At 69.5% G+C, this 20,023-nt stretch carries 16 protein-coding genes and 1 tRNA gene; 7 read left to right on the top strand and 10 right to left on the bottom strand.

Annotated features, from left to right (window positions below):
- Window positions 1-5 precede the first annotated feature (5 nt).
- Window positions 6-1,367: a peptidoglycan-binding protein gene (locus OG700_RS26260; RefSeq protein WP_405617605.1), complete on the bottom strand. Its 1,362-nt coding sequence runs from the start codon at window positions 1,365-1,367 to the stop codon at window positions 6-8.
- A gap of 181 nt (window positions 1,368-1,548) precedes the next feature.
- Between OG700_RS26260 and OG700_RS26255 the strand changes: the two genes are divergently transcribed.
- From OG700_RS26255 to OG700_RS26245, 3 genes are all read left to right on the top strand, one after another.
- Window positions 1,549-1,622, top strand: a tRNA-Lys gene (locus OG700_RS26255).
- 493 nt (window positions 1,623-2,115) lie between these two features.
- On the top strand, window positions 2,116-4,071 hold the full coding sequence (locus OG700_RS26250; RefSeq protein WP_405617603.1) for a glycosyltransferase family 2 protein: 1,956 nt from the start codon (window positions 2,116-2,118) through the stop codon (window positions 4,069-4,071).
- On the top strand, window positions 4,068-6,020 hold the full coding sequence (locus OG700_RS26245) for a galactose oxidase-like domain-containing protein (protein ID WP_405617601.1): 1,953 nt from the start codon (window positions 4,068-4,070) through the stop codon (window positions 6,018-6,020). The genes OG700_RS26250 and OG700_RS26245 overlap by 4 nt, the downstream gene beginning before the upstream one ends.
- 69 nt (window positions 6,021-6,089) lie before the next feature.
- Here OG700_RS26245 and OG700_RS26240 read toward each other — a convergent pair whose 3' ends face one another.
- The 4 genes from OG700_RS26240 to OG700_RS26225 form a co-directional block, all read right to left on the bottom strand.
- Window positions 6,090-7,118 carry a glycoside hydrolase family 6 protein gene (locus OG700_RS26240; RefSeq protein ID WP_405617599.1) on the bottom strand — a complete coding sequence of 343 codons (1,029 nt, stop codon included), beginning with the start codon at window positions 7,116-7,118 and terminating at the stop codon, window positions 6,090-6,092.
- 200 nt (window positions 7,119-7,318) lie between these two features.
- On the bottom strand, window positions 7,319-7,990 hold the full coding sequence (locus tag OG700_RS26235) for a class F sortase (protein WP_405617597.1): 672 nt from the start codon (window positions 7,988-7,990) through the stop codon (window positions 7,319-7,321).
- An 11-nt stretch (window positions 7,991-8,001) separates the two neighbouring features.
- Window positions 8,002-8,775, bottom strand: a complete 774-nt coding sequence (locus OG700_RS26230) for a hypothetical protein (protein ID WP_405617595.1) — start codon at window positions 8,773-8,775, stop codon at window positions 8,002-8,004.
- A 603-nt stretch (window positions 8,776-9,378) separates the two neighbouring features.
- Window positions 9,379-10,263, bottom strand: a complete 885-nt coding sequence (locus OG700_RS26225; protein ID WP_405617593.1) for a helix-turn-helix transcriptional regulator — start codon at window positions 10,261-10,263, stop codon at window positions 9,379-9,381.
- A 104-nt stretch (window positions 10,264-10,367) separates the two neighbouring features.
- On the opposite strand from OG700_RS26225, the gene OG700_RS26220 reads away from it, so the two are divergent.
- Window positions 10,368-11,924 (top strand): MFS transporter, encoded by a 1,557-nt coding sequence (locus tag OG700_RS26220; protein ID WP_405617591.1) that lies wholly within the window; start codon window positions 10,368-10,370, stop codon window positions 11,922-11,924.
- A 204-nt stretch (window positions 11,925-12,128) separates the two neighbouring features.
- Entirely contained in the window at window positions 12,129-12,908 is a 780-nt protein-coding gene (locus OG700_RS26215) for an HAD-IIA family hydrolase (RefSeq protein ID WP_405617589.1), read from the top strand.
- A 50-nt stretch (window positions 12,909-12,958) separates the two neighbouring features.
- Here the strand turns inward: OG700_RS26215 and OG700_RS26210 are convergent, their stop codons facing one another.
- From OG700_RS26210 to OG700_RS26200, 3 genes are all read right to left on the bottom strand, one after another.
- Window positions 12,959-14,056, bottom strand: coding sequence for a 2-aminoethylphosphonate ABC transporter substrate-binding protein (locus OG700_RS26210; RefSeq protein ID WP_405617587.1), 1,098 nt, complete (start codon window positions 14,054-14,056; stop codon window positions 12,959-12,961).
- Window positions 14,057-14,316: 260 nt separating this feature from the next.
- Entirely contained in the window at window positions 14,317-15,228 is a 912-nt protein-coding gene (locus OG700_RS26205; protein WP_405617585.1) for a hypothetical protein, read from the bottom strand.
- A 169-nt stretch (window positions 15,229-15,397) separates the two neighbouring features.
- A complete protein-coding gene (locus OG700_RS26200) occupies window positions 15,398-16,645 on the bottom strand; it encodes an ROK family protein (protein ID WP_405621987.1) in 1,248 nt (415 codons plus the stop codon).
- A 155-nt stretch (window positions 16,646-16,800) separates the two neighbouring features.
- Between OG700_RS26200 and OG700_RS26195 the strand changes: the two genes are divergently transcribed.
- Both OG700_RS26195 and OG700_RS26190 read left to right on the top strand, forming a co-directional pair.
- Window positions 16,801-17,901 carry a Gfo/Idh/MocA family oxidoreductase gene (locus OG700_RS26195; RefSeq protein WP_405621985.1) on the top strand — a complete coding sequence of 367 codons (1,101 nt, stop codon included), beginning with the start codon at window positions 16,801-16,803 and terminating at the stop codon, window positions 17,899-17,901.
- Window positions 17,898-18,428 carry a heme-degrading domain-containing protein gene (locus OG700_RS26190; protein ID WP_405617583.1) on the top strand — a complete coding sequence of 177 codons (531 nt, stop codon included), beginning with the start codon at window positions 17,898-17,900 and terminating at the stop codon, window positions 18,426-18,428. The genes OG700_RS26195 and OG700_RS26190 overlap by 4 nt, the downstream gene beginning before the upstream one ends.
- Before the next feature lie 7 nt (window positions 18,429-18,435).
- Here the strand turns inward: OG700_RS26190 and OG700_RS26185 are convergent, their stop codons facing one another.
- Window positions 18,436-19,029 (bottom strand): disulfide bond formation protein DsbA, encoded by a 594-nt coding sequence (locus OG700_RS26185; protein ID WP_405617581.1) that lies wholly within the window; start codon window positions 19,027-19,029, stop codon window positions 18,436-18,438.
- Window positions 19,030-19,105: 76 nt separating this feature from the next.
- Complete coding sequence (locus OG700_RS26180; protein WP_405617579.1) at window positions 19,106-19,963, bottom strand: fumarylacetoacetate hydrolase family protein; 858 nt, start codon at window positions 19,961-19,963, stop codon at window positions 19,106-19,108.
- Window positions 19,964-20,023 lie beyond the last annotated feature (60 nt).

Genomic DNA, 20,023 nt, shown 5'->3' with positions numbered 1-20,023 from the left:
CGTCGTCATGCGAAGAGTCGTCGCCAAGTCTCGGGGCCGGGGTACCCGTCAGCCGCGCTGCCGCGCCAGCCCTGCGCCCGTTGGAAGTCCTCGACGTTGCGCCGGTCGGCCTCGCCCCACCTCGGACCGGGGCCCGAGGCGTAGTGCCTGCCGTAGCCGCGCTCGACCAGCCGGTGGCCGAGCCGGGTGACGTGCGTGCCGGTCCGGCCCGGCCGGAACCGGTCCGCCCCGGGGAACACCGGCCGCGCGCTCGTACCGCCGGGACCGGCCGCGCCCGCCGCCGGGATGTCCTTGCCGAGTCCGTTCACGAGGTGGCGCCAGGTGTCCGGCCCCGGCAGCCCGTCGGCCTCCGCGCCCCGCCAGCCCTGCGCCCGCTGGAACGCCTCGGTGGCGCGCCGGTCGGCCTCGCCCCACCGGGGTCCGGGGCCGACGCCGTAGAAGCGCCCGCCGCCCCGGCCGGTGAGCATCTCGCCGAGCCGGGTCACGTGCGCGTTGTCGGCGCCGGGCCCGAAGGACTTCGCGCCGGGGAAGGCCACCGGCTTCGGCGTCTGCGCCGTACTGCCGCCGGTGCCTCCGGTCACGCCCTTGTAGCGGTACGCGACGTAATTCGCCGAATTGTTCCAATACGCCATCGGCGTGGACTGGGCGCGCGTGCTCGGCTTCGCCTGCTCGTACGCGAGGTAGTACGTGTGCGTGTAGTCCGTCCAGCCGCCGAAGATCGTCACGTGTGACCCCTTGGTGGGGTCGGACGGGTTATGGAACAGCAGCATGTCGCCGGGCTGGAGGTCGTCCCTGGCGATCCGGGTGCCGAAGCGGGACAGGCTCCCCGTCCACTCGTTGCCGTCCAGGTTCCAGGCCATCGAGACATAGCCCGAGCAGTCCTGGCGGTAGCCGTCGGACCAGTACTTCGTCATGGAGTAGGGGACCTTCGCGTTCACCCACAGCTTGGCGCGGTTGATGATGTCCGCGCGGCTGGTCTTGTGCAGCGTGTCGACCGAGACGTCCGGCGACGGTCCCGCCGATGGGGGCGGCCCGTACAGCGGGCCGCTCGCGCCCTGCGGCGTCGCGGGATCCGGCTCGGCCACCGGCGCCGCGACGGACCCCGCCGCGGCCGGCGCCGCGACCTCGTCCGCCCGCGCGGTGCCGACGACGGCGTCCGCGTCGGCCTCGCCCGCGCCCACACCGGTGGCACCGAGGGCGACACCGGCCGCGGTGGCGAGGACGAGGGCGCGGCGTGCGCCGTGCGCGGCGGGGTGGCCGCCGGCGCGCAGGGACAGGCCCTGGGCCAGTCGGCGGCGTTGCTCGGCGCATCCGCCACAGGGGCAGTCGCAAGCGGGTTCGTACTCCTCGAAGACCGGTGCGGTCATGCGATCCCCTCCACACTCGACAAGATGCTGTGCGGTGTTGCACGCGCGTCAGATGTCAATGATCATGACTAATCACATTTTGACGGATCAAAGGTAAAAAACGACCATCCGACAGGCCGCATCGGTCGGCAAATGGTTGGGAGCACTCCGGGGCGTCGGGTAGAGTTCTCCAGGTCAGCAGGCGCCGCTAGCTCAGTTGGTTAGAGCAGCTGACTCTTAATCAGCGGGTCCGGGGTTCGAGTCCCTGGCGGCGCACGCATGGCAGAGGCCCCTTCGCGATATGCGAAGGGGCCTCGCTCGTTTCGCGTCGCCACTCCGCGCGGGCGGGCGGCCTTCGCCGTAACTTCACAGTCCGGCCACAGCTCCAGCCGCCAACAGACCCCCAATGAGGACATATGACACGCAAGTAGTATGTTTCACTCTTGCGATCAAGGCTGAGGTCGTAGAACCTGTCCCGAAGCCGACGGGTCCAACGCAGAACGTGTTTCTCGCAGTTGGGGCACCTGAAGGGTTTGCTCCGGTTTGCATACCGAGCGGGGTGGGGGTCCCGTTCATGGGCTGATGCCGCAAACGGCATCATGCAACCGGAAGCTCCCGATGTGTGTCTGTACTGACGGCGGGGCGACCGGGCGGGCAACCACCGGGCGGCCCGCCACCGACACGTTCGGGACGAGTGGTCAGCGAGGGCCCTCTCCGGACGAACCGACCGACCAATCACGCAGCCAGCATGCGTGCGGGAGGATGACTGATGACGTCGACGCCGAACGGCGAGCGGCCGAACAACGACGCGTCCCGGACCACTCAGCTTCGGGTTCCCTCGCAGCTCAGGAACGCCAGGGCCCGGCTGCGGCCGAAGACCGAACTGCCCAAGTACGACTACGAGCACTACAGCCGGCTCGCCGGGCCGCTCACCCAGCCCGCCCCGGACAAGCCGTACAAGGTGCAGTACCGCTCACTGCTCTCGCAGGAGCCGCACCGGATCCGGGCCGCCCTGCTGCTCGGCGCCGCCCCGCTGCTCTCCCTCGGCCTCTTCGCCTGGCTGATGCAGCCGCAGCACTGGACCGAGCGCGACCCGAACCTGAAGAACGACACACTGCTCGTCCTCGACATCGTGATGCTCGTCTCGATCGGACTGATCGAGCTGTTCCGCACGATGAACGTGCTGTCCAACGCGCACGCGACGCTGGTGGCACGTGACCCCGTCCCCGTCGTACCCGCGAGCGGCACCCGCGTCGCCTTCCTCACCTCCTTCGTACCGGGCAAGGAGCCCCTCGAAATGGTGACGAAGACACTGGAGGCCGCGGTCAAGATCCGGCACCGCGGGCTGATGCACGTCTGGCTCCTCGACGAGGGCGACGACCCCGCCGTCAAGGAGGTCTGCGCCCGGCTGGGTGTGCACCACTTCTCCCGCAAGGGCGTCGCGAAGTGGAACCAGGCCAAGGGCGCGCACCGCGCCAAGACCAAGCACGGCAACTACAACGCCTGGCTCGACGCGCACGGCGACGACTACGACTTCTTCGCGTCCGTCGACACCGACCACATCCCGATGGCCAACTACCTGGAGCGGATGCTCGGTTACTTCCGCGACCCGGACGTCGGCTTTGTCATCGGCCCGCAGGTGTACGGCAACTACGACACGTTCGTCACCAAGGCGGCCGAGTCGCAGCAGTTCCTCTTCCACGCCCTGATCCAGCGCGCGGGCAACCGCTACGGCTCGCCCATGTTCGTCGGCACGAGCAACGCCGTACGGATCTCGGCGCTCAAGCAGATCGGCGGGCTGTACGACTCGATCACCGAGGACATGGCGACGGGCTTCGAGATGCACCGCGCCAAGAATCCGGCGACGGGCAACAAGTGGCGCTCCGTGTACACCCCGGACGTGCTCGCCGTCGGTGAGGGCCCGACCGCCTGGACGGACTTCTTCACCCAGCAGCTGCGCTGGTCGAGGGGCACGTACGAGACGATCCTCAAGCAGTACTGGCGGGGCTTCACCACCCTGCCGCCCGGCAAGCTCTTCAACTACACGATGATGATCATCTTCTACCCGATGTCGGCGCTCAACTGGATCCTGGCGGCGCTGAGTTGCGCCCTGTTCCTGGGCATGGGCGCCTCGGGTGTGCAGATCGACCCGGCGATCTGGATGATGCTGTACGGCAACGCGTCGGCCCTCCAGATCGGCCTCTACATCTGGAACCGGCGGCACAACGTCTCACCGCACGAGCCCGAGGGGTCCGGCGGTCTCGCCGGCATGGCGATGTCCGCGCTCTCCGCGCCGATCTACGCGCGCTCGCTGCTCGATGCCGTACTGCGCCGCAAGAGCAGCTTCGTGGTGACGCCCAAGGGTGACTCGTCCAGTCCGGACACGCTGTTCGGGACGTTCCGGATCCATCTGTTCTTCATCCTCGTCTTCGCCGGATCGCTGGGCTCGTCCTTCTACTTCGGGCACGACCACCCGGCGATGATCATCTGGGCTTCGCTGGCACTGCTGATCACGGCGTCACCGATCATCGTCTGGCGCCTGGGCATGCGCGCGGAGAAGAAGAAGCGCGGGAAGCACGGGCCGCCGGGCCAGTCGCCGCCCGCGCCGCCGCAGGCACCGCAGACACCGCCGCGGGCATCTGAACAGCCCTCGCCGACACCGCAGACGCCCCCCGGGGCACTCGACCAGACCGTCCAGATTTCCCTTGGGGGACCTAAGCAATGAGTGCGCTTCCCGTCCGGCCGAACCACCGCAGGAACCGAGCCCGTCGCCTCGCGATAGGCGCGGCGGTGGTCGTCGTGGTGGCCGGGATGAACGGGCCGGCGATGTGGCGGTTCGGTTCGGAGCAGTACCACGACTACAAGATCAACCGACCCGACTACAAGGCCGCGAACGGCCACTGGGACTTTCTCGACGTCCCGTCGAAATTCAAGATCAATTCAATTCACGCATCGCTGCTGCACACCGGCAAAGTGCTGCTGATAGCCGGGTCGGGCAACAACCAGAAGAACTTCGACGCGAACAAGTTCGAGTCGATCCTCTGGGACCCGGCGACGAACGACTTCAAGATGATCCCGACGCCCAAGGACATGTTCTGCTCCGGGCACACCCAACTGCCCGACGGCAAGCTGCTGGTGGCGGGCGGCACGAAGCGGTACGAGAAGCTCAAGGGCGACGCCACCAAGGCGGGCGGGCTGATGGTGGTCCACAACGAGGACCCCGACAAGCCGATGACGCTCCCGGCGGGCACGATGTTCACCGGGAAGGAGAACGGCAAGACCTTCGAGTCCAAGGACCCGGTGCTGGTCGAGAAGGCGAAGAAGGTGTTCGACCCGGCGACCGGGGCCTTCCTGCGCACCGAGCCCGGTCTGGGCCGTATCTACGTCGAGGCCAGGAAGTCCGGCAAGAAGTACGAGACCGGCACCGAGGACAACTACCGGGTGCAGGGCATGAAGGGCGCCGACGCCCGCAATGTCTACGGCATCGCGCAGAAGCTCGCGCTCGACAAGAAGGACTTCCAAGGCATCAAGGACGCCTTCGAGTTCGACCCGATCGCCGAGAAGTACATCAAAGTGGACCCGATGAACGAGGCCCGCTGGTATCCCACGCTCACGACACTCAAGGACGGCAAGGTTCTCGCGCTGTCGGGCCTGGACGAGATCGGGCAGATCGTCCCCGGCAAGGACGAGATCTACGACCCGGAGACCAAGGAGTGGGAGTACACCGGCATCGTCCGGAAGTTCCCCACCTACCCGGCGATCTTCCTGATGGACAACGGCAAGCTGTTCTACAGCGGTTCCAACGCCGGATACGGCCCCGCCGACGTCGGCCGCAAGCCCGGCATCTGGGACCTGGAGACAAACAAGTTCGACAAGATCCCCGGCCTGAGCGACGCGGACACGATGGAGACGTCGGCGACCGTCATGCTGCCGCCCGCGCAGGACCAGAAGTTCATGGTCATCGGCGGCGGTGGCGTCGGCGAGTCCGAGAAGTCCAGCGAGAAGTCCCGGCTGGTCGACCTCAAGGAGAACGACCCGAAGTTCAAGGACGGCGCCTCGCTCGACAAGGGCACCCGCTACCCCAGCGCGTCGCTGCTGCCGGACGACTCGGTCCTGGTGACGGGCGGCTCCGAGGACTACCGGGGCCGCAGCGGCTCCAACGTCCTCGAAGCGCGGATGTACGACCCGAAGGCGGGCGAGTACACCCGCGTCGCCGATCCCAAGGTCGGCCGCAACTACCACTCGGGCTCGCTCCTGCTGCCCGACGGCCGCGTCATGATCTTCGGCTCCGACTCGCTCTACGCCGACAAGGCGAACACCAAGCCGGGCGTCTTCGAGCAGCGGATCGAGATCTACACCCCGCCGTATCTCTACCGGGACGCCAAGCCGACGCTGACCGACGGACCCAAGCGCATCGAGCACGGCGAGTCCGGGGTCTTCAAAACGAAGGACGCCAAGTCGCTCAAGTCGGCGAAGCTGCTGCGGCCGAGCGCCGTCACGCACGTCACGGACGTCGAACAGCGGTCGATCGCGCTGGACATGGAGAAGACGGCGGACGGGGTCGAGGTGACCGTGCCGAAGAACCGGGCACTGGTCCCGGCCGGCTGGTACCTGCTCTTCGTGACGGACGACAAGGGCACGCCGTCCGAGGGTGTGTGGGTCGAGGTGCCGTAGGCCGTACACGTACGGGAAACGGAGGGGCCCCCGGCTGCTGCCGGGGGCCCCTCCGTTCCGCCGCGCGTCCTACTTGGCGTTGCGCGCCAACTCCAGGGCGTACTCCGGATACCAGGCGCCGGCCTTGGGCCCGCCCTTGCAGTCGCCGTCCGACTCGCCCGGGCGCTTGATCCACAGATACGCCTTCACCAGCGGGTCGCCGGTCTTCGTGGTCGGCGGCTCACCGAGCGCGCGGCCCGGCGGGTTGCACCAGTTCTCGCTGGGATCGCCCCCCGTGTAGGGGCCGTTGCCGTTGCGGCTGGTGTCGATCACGAACGGCTTGCCGCCGACCTTCGCCGACAGCTTCTTGCCGAACTCCCGGCTCACCTCGGTCGGGAAGAAGTTGGACACGTTGACCGAGAAGCCGTCCGCCTTGTCGATGCCCGCCCACTGGAGCGGTTCGAAGAGCGAGTCGGGCGACTGCCAGCCGGCGTTGCCCGCGTCCAGGTAGACCGTGGTGGCCGGCTGCTGCTTGAGCCGTTCGATGGCGCCCTTCAGCAGGTCGTACCGCTCCTCGTGGAACTCCTCGGGCGTGCACCCGTCCACCAGGTGCAGCAGCGCGTCCGGCTCCAGGACGACCGTGGCCCGCCGGTCGCCGATGCCCTTGGCGACCTTGTCGACCCAGTCCCGGTACGCGTCGCCGTCGGCGGCGCCGCCCTTGGAGAACTGGCCGCAGTCGCGGTGCGGGACGTTGTAGAGGACCAGCAGCGCGTCCCGGTCGGCCTTGGCGGCGGCCTCCGCGTAACCACGGGCCTCGTCCTCGGGGTTGTCCGGGCCGATCCACTCGCCGACCGGCTGCGAGGAGATCTTCTTGATGAGGCCGGCGTTCTTGTCGTCGCCGTCCTTGGTGTAGTCGGCGACCTGCTTGGCCGCGTTGCCGTCGGGATTGACCCAGTACGGGTCGGTCGCCTTGGGCTGCTGGCTCCGGGCCGTGTTCTTCTCGCCCTTGTCCTCGCCGCCGGAGGAACAGCCCGCGATGAGCAGCGCCGCTCCGGCGGCTGCCGCGCATGCCGTCACTCGTAGATTGCGACGGTCGCGACCGGAATTACTGCCGTACATCCACTCCCCCTCGGTGCCCTGTTCGTTCGTCGGAGCCGCCCCCCAGGCGTTCCGTTCCTGCCCTGGCCTGCCGCCCGCCTGCCCGGACAAGACCGGTCGAATCCATCCTGGCACACGGGCCGGAGCCGTAACGCGGCCCGTTCGCCTTCGTGTGCGAGCTGTGACAGCGGGGCGCCACGCGGACCTGTTCAGGCGCCGGCTCAGCCATCGTGGCGGGCCTCTTTCACGTCGGTGAGGTACGCCGAGACCACCACGTTCGCCGTGTACGTACGGCTCTTGGGGTCGAAGGTCCCGCCGCAGGTGATCAGCCGCAGTTCGGCGCGGTCCGGCTCGTGGGGACCGTACACCTTCCGCGCGTCGAACCTCTCCCGCGGGTAGACCCGCACGTCGTCGATGGTGAACTCCGCGACCGACCCGTCCGACCTGGTCACCCGGACCTTCTCACCGGGCCGGGCCGCGCTCAGACCGTAGAAGACGGCCGGTTCGGTCCGGGTGTCCACATGGCCGACGAAGAGCGCGGTGCCCGTGGCACCGGGCCGGGCGCCGCTGCCGTACCAGCCGACCGTCCCCGGCTCTTCGTACGGCGGCGGCTCGACCGCCCCCGTGATGTCGAGGCCGCGCGAGACGACGGGCGCCCGTATCCCGACGGAGGGGACGTCGACGCGGCGCGGATCGGCGGGCTCCAGCGGGTCGCGGGCGGCCGGCGGCCGTTGCTCCGTCGGGCGGCCGACGGCGGCGACATCGCCGGTCATGGGCCCGGAGGTGCCGGCGATGCCGTCGTGGTCCCAGCCCCAGAGGCCGAGCAGCAGGCCGGCGAAGGCGAGTCCGGTCAGCAGGCGGCCGGATCCGGCCGGGCGGTCGGTGTCGGACATCTCAAGCCGTCTCAGTCGGAGTCCCGCGCGGCGGAACGCTTCCGGCGCGCGCTGCGGAAGGCCACGGCCACGGCGGCGACACCGGCGAGGACGAGACCGATCACGGTGTGCGAGGTACTGGGGCCCGCCTCATCGGCGGCGACGTTCGTCCGCCCACCCCCACCCGCCCGCACCGGCGCGACGGGCGAGGCGGACTGCTCGCCCGGGCTGGTGTGGGGCTGGGGCTGGGGGGACCGGGTCGGCGGCTTGGGCTTGGATTCGGGCTTCGGCTTGGTCTCGGGCTTGATCTCGGGCTTGGATTCAGGCTTCGGCTTGGATTCAGGCTTCGGCTTGGATTCGGGCCTGGCGGAGGCCGTGGGCGAGGGCTTGGGCTTCGGCTTCGTGGAGGGCTTCGCCGAGGGTTTCGGCTTCGGGTGGCGGTCCACCCCGAAGACCACGGCACCCTGGTGGTCGTGCCCGTCGCACCAGACGTCGACCTCGTACCTGCCGTCCTCGGCCGACGACTTGACCTTCGCCTCGCCGTGCAGCGGCGACTTCCGGTCACCGCCGCGGCGGACCGCCAGCTCGGAGTCGGCGACGAAGACATCCGACCGCGCCGCCGCGGTGCTGGGGTTCTCGCAGCCCGTGACCTTGATCTTCACCTCGCCGCCGGGGCGGACGGCGTTCGGCGTGACCGTCACGTTCACGGAATCGTGGGCGTCGGCGGCGGTGGTACCGAGAACGGGGACCGCCACCATCGCGGCGACCACCCCAGCGGCACGGAGAGCGAGCAAGCCTGAACGCATCGTGAACCTCCTGATGAAAGGAAGCCTCACGCGTTCAGCCGGATCCCGCATCCGCAGCGGCCCCTGAAAAGCCCGGTAGACGGCTGTGACCAGCGAGTATTCAGTCAGATCCGGTCAGATCAGATCCACCAGACCAGCGATCGAGTCGACGATCGTGGACAGATCGGAGACGGACGCGAGCGGGTGATCCGACATTGCCGGCCAGCCACGCGGCGTTGGGCATCTGATCGACAGCCACGAGCAGGCTCGCCTTCCGATGATCTCCGCCACCCCAGCAGGTGACGACGATCTGACGACTACTGACGGGCGTTTAGGGTCTCCGGCACGAGCGTGACCTGGAGCAGGCCCCTAGGGTGTGTTGCGAGAGTAGCGCCGTCCGCCCGAAGGGCGGGGCCGACGGCGTCCGGTGCGTGCGATCGCAAGGCGGAGGATCGTTCTCGTACTGGGCGTACTTGGATGATTCCGACAACGCGGCGAGTGCGCGTGCCAGGCGTCGTCGGCCAGGCGGGACTTTCGAAACACGCCCTAGGGCCTCTCGCGAAGGCGAAGCCGCCGTGGTCGCGCATCCGGTAGTTGTCCGGGGCGCTTTCATCAGCCGGGCCCTCAGCGTGCCGCTGAGGGCGCGGCCTCGGGGAAGTGCTGGTCAGCGCCCTGCCGTGACAGCAGGCGCAGCGCGTCGGCGGAGGCGTCGTCGTTGGCGGTGTAGATCTCCAACCGGTGGTCGTGGCTGTCGGGTTGGAGCCACACCTGGTAGTCGACGTTGACCCTGCCAACGGTCGGGTGTCGCAGATTCATGGTCCCCACGGTGCATTCGGCGACATCGCCGGTGGCCCACAGTTCGGCGAAGTCGTCGCTGCGCATGACGAGTTCACCGATGAGTTCGGCCAGACGGCGATCCCTGGGGTATCGGCCTGCGGTGAACCGCAGGAAGGCCACATGGATGCGGGCCAGTTCGTCCCAGTTCTCGTGCAGGGCACGGGTATGGGAGTCCAGGAAGAACATCCGTGGAATGGAAGGTCTTCGCACGGCGTCCTGTGGCGCGTTGAAGTCGACGTGTTCCGCGATGAGGGCGTGCCCGGTGCTGTTCCACGCCAGTACGTCACCCCGGCGGCCGAGGACGATGGCCGGGGTGATCTGGCCCAGTGACGCCAGAAGCGCGAGTACCCGCGGATGCAGCTGTTCCCGCTGATGACGGACCATGCGCGGTGCCGCCCGCCGGAGCGCGAGGTTGTGCAGGTGGTCGGTCTCCGCGGAGTCAAGCCTGAGGATACGGGCGAGCGCGTTGAGGACCTGTGGGGAGGCGGTGCCGGCCTGGTCCTGCTCCAGCCGGGTGTAGTAGCCGACACTCACCCCGGCGAGTTGGGACAGCTCCTCGCGTCGCAGACCAGGCACGCGGCGGGCGCTGCCGAAGGTGCGGAGTCCGACGTGAGCCGGTGTGACCCGAGCTCGGCGGGCCTTGAGGAACGTTCCGAGGCTTTCCACTTCCATGGCTTCGAGTGTAGGAGGGGCACCTCGGAGTCAGGGTATCCCTGTGGGATGTACCCATGGTGTGGGGCTGGGTGTCCGTCCTGGGGAGCCCGACGCTCGTGCGTATGAATGAAACTGCTGATACTCACAAGCCCGGTCTGCGGGCGTGGCTGGGCCTCGTGGTGATTCTCGGCCCGGTTCTGTTGGTCGCGATGGACGGCTCGGTGCTGTTCCTTGCCATGCCGAAGGTCGCGGAAGCCCTCTCGCCGACCGCCGGCCAGGCGCTGTGGACGCTGGACGTCTACGGATTCGTCGTGGGTTCCCTGCTCATCACCTTCGGCGGCCTCGGTGACCGGTACGGTCGGCTGAAGCTGCTGATGATCGGTGTGACGCTGTTCGGTCTCGCCTCGCTGGGGGCGGCGTTCGCGACAAGCCCGGAAATGCTCATCACCTTCCGGGGGCTCATGGGCCTGGCCGGAGCGACGCTGCTGCCCTCGGCGCTCGCGGTCCTCGGCGAACTGTTCGTCGAGCCGCGGCAGCGGGCTCAGGCGATCGGTATCTTCGCCGCCGCCTTCGCCGCCGGGTTCGCGATCGGGCCGGCTGTCGGTGGGCAGCTGCTGAGCTATTTCTGGTGGGGTTCGGTCTTCCTGGTCAACCTTCCGGTTCTCGTGTTGTTCCTGGTTCTGGCCCCGTTCCTGCTCCGTGAGGTGCAAGCCTCGCGGACGGGCCGCCGTATCGACGTCCTGAGCGTCGTACAGTCCGTGGCCGGCCTCCTGATGACCGTCTACGCCATCAAGCACATGGCCGCGGAGGGGTTCTCGGCGACCCTCGTGATTGTGGGGCTTGCCGGCGCGGTCATCCTGGCGCTGTTCATCCGACGGCAACTCACCGTTGAGCATCCGCTGATCGACTTCAGCCTGTTCCGGGACCGGGTCTTCACCATCGCGATCATCACCGGGCTTCTGCCGCTCGCCGCGTGGTCGGCGACCGCCTATCTGTCGGGGGTCTACCTCCAGTCCGTTCTGGGGGTCTCCGTCCTGCGCGCCGCGCTCCTCTCCATCCCCGGGGCCCTGCTTCTCACCGTCACGTGCATCGTGACGCCCATGCTGGTCACGCGCGTGGGCAAGCGGTCGGCGCTCATCACGTGTCACACCTTCATCGCCGCCGGTCTGCTCCTGTTGCTGCCCATCGCGTCCTCCGGCGGGGTGGGCTGGTACATCGCGTCCACGGTTCTCGCCGGTGTCGGCTACGGCATCTCGTTCAGCCTCGTCGCCGAGACCGCCGTCGCCGCGGTTCCCCCCGAGCGGGCCGGATCCGCGGCCGCGATCGCCGAGACCAGCAATGAGATCGGCAACGCTCTCGGTATCGCGCTCCTCGGCTCGCTGTCCGTCCTCATCTTCCGCCTGCGGGGTCCTGACCTCGCGGGTACCTTCGGCGAGACGCTCGGCCTTCCCGGTCTCGCGCCTGCGGTGATCGGCCAGGCGAAGGACGCCTTCGTCACCGGTCTTCGGGTCGTCGCCGTCGTCGCCGGCCTCCTCCACCTCATCCTCGGCCTCCTCACCCTGCGCTGGGTTCCGAAGGTCCTGGATGACGAGAAGGGCGCCGGCCCGGATGACGGCCCGAAGGAAGCTGTCACGGAGGCCGTCGCTCCGGGCGGCTACGGGGGAGCCGACGTTCGATAGGCCTGACCGGCTCCCCCAAGGGCCGTCCCGTAATCCCCGGTGGATCAGCGCACGGCGTCAGATGCGGTGCGTCGCAAGGCGGAGGGTCGTCCACAGCTGTCGGCGAATACCCCCGGCTGTCCGGGAGATTCCATGTCCGCACACCCGCCGGCCCGCGTCCTGAGGTCAAGGCGCCTGAGAAGGGGTGCTGGGTACGGTAGGGCCATGACAGAACGCAAGCCGGTCGAATCCTGGCTCACCGACATGGACGGTGTCCTCATCCACGAGGGCGTCCCGATCCCCGGTGCCGACGCCTTCCTCAAGCGACTCAAGGAGTCCGGGAAGCCCTTCCTGGTCCTCACCAACAACTCGATCTACACAGCCCGGGACCTGCACGCCAGGCTCGCCCGGATGGGCCTGGACGTGCCGACCGAGAGCCTCTGGACCTCGGCCCTGGCGACCGCGAAGTTTTTGGACAATCAGCACCCCGGTGGCACCGCCTACGTCATCGGCGAAGCGGGTCTGACCACGGCCCTGCATGACATCGGCTACGTCCTCACCGACCACGACCCTGATTTTGTGATCCTCGGCGAGACGAGGACCTACTCATTCGAGGCGATGACCAAGGCCGTCCGCCTGATCAACAACGGGGGCCGCTTCATCGCCACCAACCCCGACGAGACCGGACCGTCGGCCGAGGGGGCATTGCCCGCCACAGGGGCGGTCGCCGCGCTGATCACCAAGGCCACCGGCAAGGACCCTTACTTCGTTGGCAAGCCGAACCCTCTGATGATGCGCACTGGACTGAACGCCATCGGAGCGCACTCGGAGACCTCCGCCATGATCGGCGACCGCATGGATACCGATGTCCTGGCCGGGCTTGAGGCCGGTATGGAGACTTTCCTGGTGCTCACAGGGGTGACGGGCAAGTCGGACATAGAGCGCTACCCGTTCCGCCCGACCAACGTCGTGGACTCCATCGCGGACCTCGTTGACCGCGTTTGATCCTGATCGTGCCGCGGGCACGCTCCATGCCGCTCGGCGACCCCAGCTGATCAGTTGCCGGTGGCGGTCTTCCATGTGTCGACGTAGTCGTCGAGGCCGGGTTCGATCTTCTGCCAGTTGGGCTCGAAGAGCGTGACTCCGTCGATCAGTTTCGCCAGTTCGATGGCGTTCTCGTCGGTGGGCCTGACGTCCGTACGGGCGGGGAAGCCGCCGCCGATGCCGCTGACCTGCTGCTGTGCCTTCTCGGTCAGCAGGTAGTCGAGCAGCTTCTTGCCGTTGTCGCTGTGCGGGGCGTTCTCCATGAGGCCGGCGCCGTAGTACATGGCGAACGTGGTCGGCTTGCCGCCCTCCTTCGCCGGGAACCAGATCGCGAGGTTCGACATGCTCTTGGACTGCTCGAAGTTGGTCTGTACGTCGCCGTTCGCGACGAGTAGCTCGCCCTTGTCGACCTTGGCCGCGAGCTTGAAGGTGGAGGGCGTGGGACCGACGTTGTTCTCTTCGAGCTTCCGCAGGTAGTCCATCGCCGGCTTCTCGCCGCCGAAGTCGTTCATGGCCTTGACGAGGAGGCCGGTGCCGTTGCCCGCGAACCCGGGCGTCGAGTATTGGATCTTGTCCTTGTACTTGGCGTCCAGCAACTCCTCCCAGGTGGCCGGAGGGTCCGTCAGTTCCTTCTTGTTGTATATGAAGCCGAAGTAGTTGTTGACGACCGATGTCCATCTGTCGTCGGCGGACTTCACCGCACCGTGCACCCGGTCGGAGCCCTTCGGCTCGTACGACGCCAACAGCCCCTTCCGCTCCGCCCTTTGGATGTACGGCGGCAGCAGCACTATGAGATCGGCGCGGGTGTCGTCCTTCTCGCGCAGCCCGCGGTCCACCAGCTCGCCGGAAGCGCCCTCCACGTACTTGACCTCGATGCCGGTGTCCTTCTCGAAGTCGGCGAAGACCTGGTCGTACCAGCCGTCGTCCTTGACCCCCTTGAGCCCGTCGGCGCTGTAGACGGTGACGATCTGCTCGTCGGAGGCGCCTGAGCCGCCGCCGCACGCGGTGAGCGAGGCGGTCAGGACGAGGCTGCCTGCGACGGCCGTGAGCGGCGTGCGACAACTTCGAAGGGTGCGGGAGTTGGGGGAGTTGAGGGAGTTGCGGGGCATGACGGCTCGTATCTCCTAGCGGGAGGTGGCTCGGGGCGGGGCCGGGCCGTGTCCCGTACCTCTGTGCACCGCCACGCCCGCTCACCACCCGTAGATCACATAGGGACCCGCAGAGATGGCGATATCGAGGACCACGCACGCGACTTCGTGGGTCGCGGGGATGGTCGGACTCCAGAATCGCTTCGTTCAGGCCCAGTACGAGCACGAGGGTACCGGTCGCCGGGCCGCCTGGCTGCGCCCGCGCGAGGATCGAGACAGCGTCAGGGGCGGTTGCGCAGGAGGCGAACGCCGACGACCAGGGCGGCACCGGACAGGACGAGCACTCCGGCGGCGATCGCGGGGGCGGCGAGGGAGCCGGAACCGGTGTCGGCGAGTGCGCCGATGCCGAGAGGAGGCGAAGAGTCCTTGCGGCCTTCGGAGTTGGGGGTGGGGGTGGGGGTACGGTCCCCGGCCCCGGCGCCGGTGTCCGTGTCCGTGCCCGTGTCGGGGTGCGCTGCCTTGCCGCGTACGGAGAAGCGGTAGTCGTTCGACTCCCCCACCCAGTCGCCGTCACCGCCGCGCCGCTGCACCGTCGCCGCGTTCGCCACGACCTTGTTGGTCTCGGCCGCGGCCGTGAAGGCCAGCCTCGCCCGTACGGTGACGGTCTGCCGGGCCGGGACGGCGAAGCCGGGGAAGCCGCCTTCAAGGACGGCGATGGTCTCGTCCTGGTCCGACTTCGCCAGCGACATGGTCCGCCATTGGCCCTTGTCGTCGGTGAGTTGGAGCCGGACCTGGTCCGCGGTGAGGGACCGGTGCCGGTCGGTGAGGACGATGACCGGGTGGATGTTGTGGCAGGCCTCGCCGGTGCTGTTGCTGAGATCGATGGACCAGAGCCGCGGCGGGCCGCCGGGGCGGTACTCGTCCGGGCCACCGTGGATGCGCGTGTCGATGGGGAAGTCCGGGTCCGACGCCTTGCCGCAGCTCGGCTGCCGGTCGGCTCCGGGGCCGGAGCCCGCGTCGTCGGAGCCCGCGTCGTCGGAGCCCGCGTCCACGTCCGACGGCACGGAGGCGGACGCGGACGCGGTCGTCGCGGGCAGCACGGTGGGCACGACCGTGCCGACGGTCAGACCGACAGCTCCGACGGCTCCGAGGATTCCGGTGACGAGGGCGGGGCGCAGTCGCATGGATCGCATGGGGGTGGCCTTTGCTCGGACATGGACGCCATGGAGCCCCGACGCTGCCACGGGCGGGTCGGCCGTACGTGCAGCCACGTCCACCGCCAGTCCGAAAATCCCACGAATGCGCCCCAATAGCCCCGCCGAGCCGACCGACGGGCCGCCCGGACAGGCCCTGCCCGCGCCCCTACCCGCGCCCCGCCCCCGGCCCCCGCCCGAAGACCCGCGCGTGGCCGAACACCGGCGCCAGGACCAGCTGCGCCGCGCCCTCCGCGACCGGGTGCGCACCGCCCTCGGCCACGCTCACCGGGACGACGGGTCCACGGGCGCGCTCCGCGAGTACGGCTCCGACTCCCGTGACGAAGCGTTCCTCCGCGGCGGCCACGGCCCGGCCACCGAGCAGCACCCGGTCGATGTCGAGCAGCCCGACGAGGTTCGCCGCCCCGGCTCCGAGCACCCGCGCGGCCTCCGCCAGGTCGCCGCGTGCGACGGCGGCCATGCACAGCGCCTCGATGCAGCCGCGGTTCCCGCAGTCGCACGGCGGCCCGTCGAGCTGGATGACCTGGTGCCCGAACTCGCCCGCGCCGGTGCGCTCGCCCCGGTAGAGGGCGCCGCCGAGTACGAGGCCGGCGCCCAGGCCCGTACCGAGGTGGAGATACGCGAACGAGTCGCCGGGCCCGCGCAGCGCGAGGCCGAGGGCGGCGGCGTTCGTGTCCTTGTCGAGGACGACGGGCAGGCCGAGGCGCGCGGCGAGCGCGTCGCGCAGCGGGAAGCCGTCCCACTGGGGGAAGCCGGTGACGCGCCGGAGCACTCCGGCGGTGTGGTCGAGCGGGCCGGGCATGGCGACACCGACGCCGAGCAGGCTGCCGGGACCTCCCGCGCCGGGGCTCCCCACGCCAAAGTCTCCCGTGCCGGGACTTCCCGCGCCGGGACTCGCCGCGTCGGAGCGCCCCCCGCCAGAGCGTTCCCCGCCGGAACGCCCCCCGCCGGGGCTCCCCACGCGGCGCTGCGCCTCCGCCCGTACCGACTCCACCTGCCCGGCCGCGGTCTCGACGACCTCGGCCGCCCCGGCGCCCAGGTCGAACGGCGCCGTACGGACCGCGACCGGTGTGCCCGCCAGGTCCACCACGACGGCCGTCAGCTCGTCGCGGTCCAGATGCAGGCCCACGGCGTGCGCGGCGGAGGGGACCAGACACAGCACGGTCCGCGGTTTGCCGCCGGTGGACGCCCGTTGGCCGGCGCCGGCCGCCAGGCCCTCCGCGCGGAGCCTGGCCGTGATCTTGCTGACCGCCTGTGGGGTGAGGCCGGTGGACTCGGCGAGTTCCAGGCGGCTGATGCCGCCCTCCCCCGCCGTACGGAGGAGGTCCAGCACCAGCGCGGAGTTGTGGCTGCGCAGCGAGGGCAGATTCGCACCGGTGTGCGGGATCGGGTTCACGCCGGTACGGATGCCCGCCGGTACGCCCCCTGATACGCCCTCCGATACGCCCGCGTGCGCACACGCACCCCCGCTTCCGCTCTCGCCGTTGTTGGCCACAGTGTCATTGTTCCGCGCGCTTGCACTATGGCAACACCGTTGCTTAAGTGGAACGCATGACTGGCACCGGCACCCCTCTGCGCGTCGCACTCGTGGGCTACGGCCTCGCGGGCTCCGTCTTCCACGCCCCGCTGATCTCCGCGACCGAGGATCTCGTCCTCGACACGGTCGTCACCTCGAACCCGGAGCGCCAGACGCAGGCGCGCGCCGAGTTCCCCGACGTCCGCTTCGCGGTGTCGCCGGACGAGCTGTGGGAGCGGGCCGGCGAGCTGGATCTGGTCGTGATCGCGTCGCCGAACAAGACGCACGTCCCGATCGCGACGGCCGCCCTGAAGGCGGGCCTGCCGGTCGTCGTCGACAAGCCGATCGCCGGCACCGCCGCCGAGGCACGCGATCTGGCCGCTCTCGCCGAGGAGCGGGGCCTGCTGCTCTCGGTCTTCCAGAACCGCCGCTGGGACAACGACTTCCTGACTCTGGCCCGCCTCGTCGCGGGCGGCGAACTGGGCGACGTACAGCGCTTCGAGTCGCGGTTCGAGCGGTGGCGACCGGAGACCAAGGGCGGCTGGCGCGAGTCGGGGGTGCCCGAAGAGATCGGAGGGCTGCTGTACGACCTGGGCAGCCATGTCGTGGACCAGGCGCTGGTGCTGTTCGGTCCGGCGGCGCTGGTGTACGCGGAGTCCGACGTGCGCAGGCCCGGTGCCGCGGCCGACGACGACACGTTCATCGCGCTCACGCACGCGAGTGGTGTCCGCTCGCATCTGTACGTCAGCGCCACGACGGCCCAACTCGGCCCGCGTTTTAGGGTGCTGGGCTCGAAGGCGGGCTATGTGAAGTACGGCCTGGACCCCCAGGAGGCCGATCTGCGCGACGGCAAGCGGCCCAACACCCCGGAGGCGGGCGGCAATTGGGGTGTGGAGCCGGAGGCGCTGTGGGGCCGGCTCGGGGCCGGTGAGTCTCCGGCGACGGGTGGTGGCCACCCGGTGGAGAGCACGCCCGGTGACTATCCGGCGTTCTACGCGGGGGTCGCGCGTGCGCTGCGCGAGGGTACGGCGCCGCCGGTGACCGCACACGAGGCAGCCGCGGCGCTGGACGTCCTGGAGGCGGCGCGCCGTTCCGCCCGCGAGGGTGTCGCGGTCGCGATCGAGGTCTCGTCATGACGGCGGCCCGTGCGCCTCGTACGGCTCGTGCGGCCCGTGACCACGCGCTGCCGACGGTGGCCGAACTGGAGGCGCAGGAAGCCCGGTTGGTCCTGCCGCACTTCACGTACGACGACGCCTGGGCGCTCGGCGGTCTGCTGGTCGAGCTGGCGCGCGAGCGCGCGGCGCCGGTCGCGATCGACATCCGCCGGGGCGGGCAGCAGTTGTTCCACTGCGCGCTGCCGGGCTCGTCGGCTGACAACGACGCCTGGATCGACCGCAAGCGGCGGGTGGTCGAGCGGTACGGCGCGAGTTCGTTCCTGGTCGGTGCCCGCTTCCGCGCCAAGGACAGTACGTTCGAGGACTCCTCGCGCCTGGACCCGGACCGGTACGCGGCGCACGGCGGCTCGTTCCCGATCACGGTGCAGGGAGCGGGAGTTGTCGGCACCGTAACGGTCTCGGGGCTCCCGCAGGAGGCGGACCACGCGCTGGTGGTACAGGCCCTGGAGCGCACGCTGGAGCGGATGTCTCCCGGCCACGGGGGCTGACGCGCCGTCAGGTCTTGATCTCGCGGAAGCCCGGCACACTCGCGACGAGGAGCGTGCCGTCCCACAGCCGCAACGCGTCGTCGGGTGCCGGTGCTTCGGTGATGACGGGACCGAAGAACGCGTGCCGCGCCCCGCAGGGGTGGGTGACGGCGAGGACCGGCGTACCCACCTCCCCGACGACGAGACTCATGGCTTCGCCGTGCGAGGCGCGCAGTGCCGCGTCGTGGTCGGTGGACAGGCCCGCCCCGGCCAGCTCCCCCGGCAACTCCGCGCCGCTCAGGGCCTCGGCGATGTCACCGATCCACTCACGCCGCCCGCCGTCTTCCGCTGTCCACAGGGCGTCGTAGAACCTGCCGAGCGCCGCGTGCCCGTGCGCCGTCTGGATCGCGGCGCAGACGCGGGCGGGAATCCAGAGGTAGCCCTCCTCGTCGCCCTCGGGGTCGACGTCCTTGCCCTCGTTCAGAATCGACAGGCTCATCACGCGCCACCGGATGTCGATCGGGCGCTGTTCGGCGACGGCGACGATCCACGACGCGGTGATCCGGCTGAGCGGGCAGGCGGGGTCGAACCAGAAGTCGACGGTCCGTCGCTCCATGACCATCGGTGGGCTCCCTCTCGTCGGTCCGACCCTGGCCGGCTCACCGTCACATCATGTCTCGGGCAGGCGGGTTACGCGTTCAGGCGTCCTTGAGTTCCTGGCGCTGCCGCCCCAGTCCCGCGATCTCCAGCTCGACGACGTCGCCCGCCCGCAGGTACGGCTTGGGCTCCGGCTGCCCCAGCGCCACACCCGCCGGCGTACCGGTGTTGATGACGTCGCCGGGGTAGAGCGTCATGAACTGGCTGACGTAGCGCACCACTTCGGCCACCGGGAAGATCTGCTCGGCCGTCGTCCCGTTCTGCTTGCGCTCCCCGTTGACGGACAGCGTGAGCGACAGCGCCTGCGGGTCCGGCACCTCGTCGGCGGTCACGAGCCACGGGCCGAGCGGGTTGAACGTCTCGCAGTTCTTGCCCTTGTCCCACTGGCCGCCGCGCTCGATCTGGAACTCGCGCTCGGAGACGTCGTGGGAGACGGCGTAGCCCGCGACGTGCGCCAGGGCCTGCTCGGCGGAGTCCAGGTAGCGGGCGGTGCGGCCGATGACGACGGCCAGTTCCACCTCCCAGTCCGTCTTGACGCTCTTGCGCGGTACGAGGACGGTGTCGTCCGGGCCGACCACGGTGTCCGGGGCCTTGAAGAAGATGATCGGCTCGGACGGGATGTCCGCGCCCGTCTCGCGTGCGTGGTCGTGGTAGTTCAGCCCGATGCACACGATCTTGCCGATCCGGCCGACCGGCGGCCCGGTGCGCAGCCCGGCGGTGTCCACGACGGGCAGTTCGCCGGACGCGGCGGCGGCCCGTATCCGGTCCAGTGCGGCCTCGTCGGCGAGCAGCGCGCCGTCGATGTCCGTGACCAGTGCGGACAGGTCCCTGAGGGTTCCGTCCTGGTCGAGCAGCGCGGGGCGCTCCGCACCCGCCGTACCGACACGCAGCAGCTTCATGGTCTGTTCTCCCTCTGGTCGAGCGGATCGACCTGGTCGAGCGGGGCCTCCGCCGATGGG

It is taken from the genome of Streptomyces sp. NBC_01508, assembly GCF_045040315.1.
Taxonomy (GTDB): Bacteria; Actinomycetota; Actinomycetes; order Streptomycetales; family Streptomycetaceae; genus Streptomyces.
This window is presented reverse-complemented; position numbering and strand designations above follow the sequence as displayed.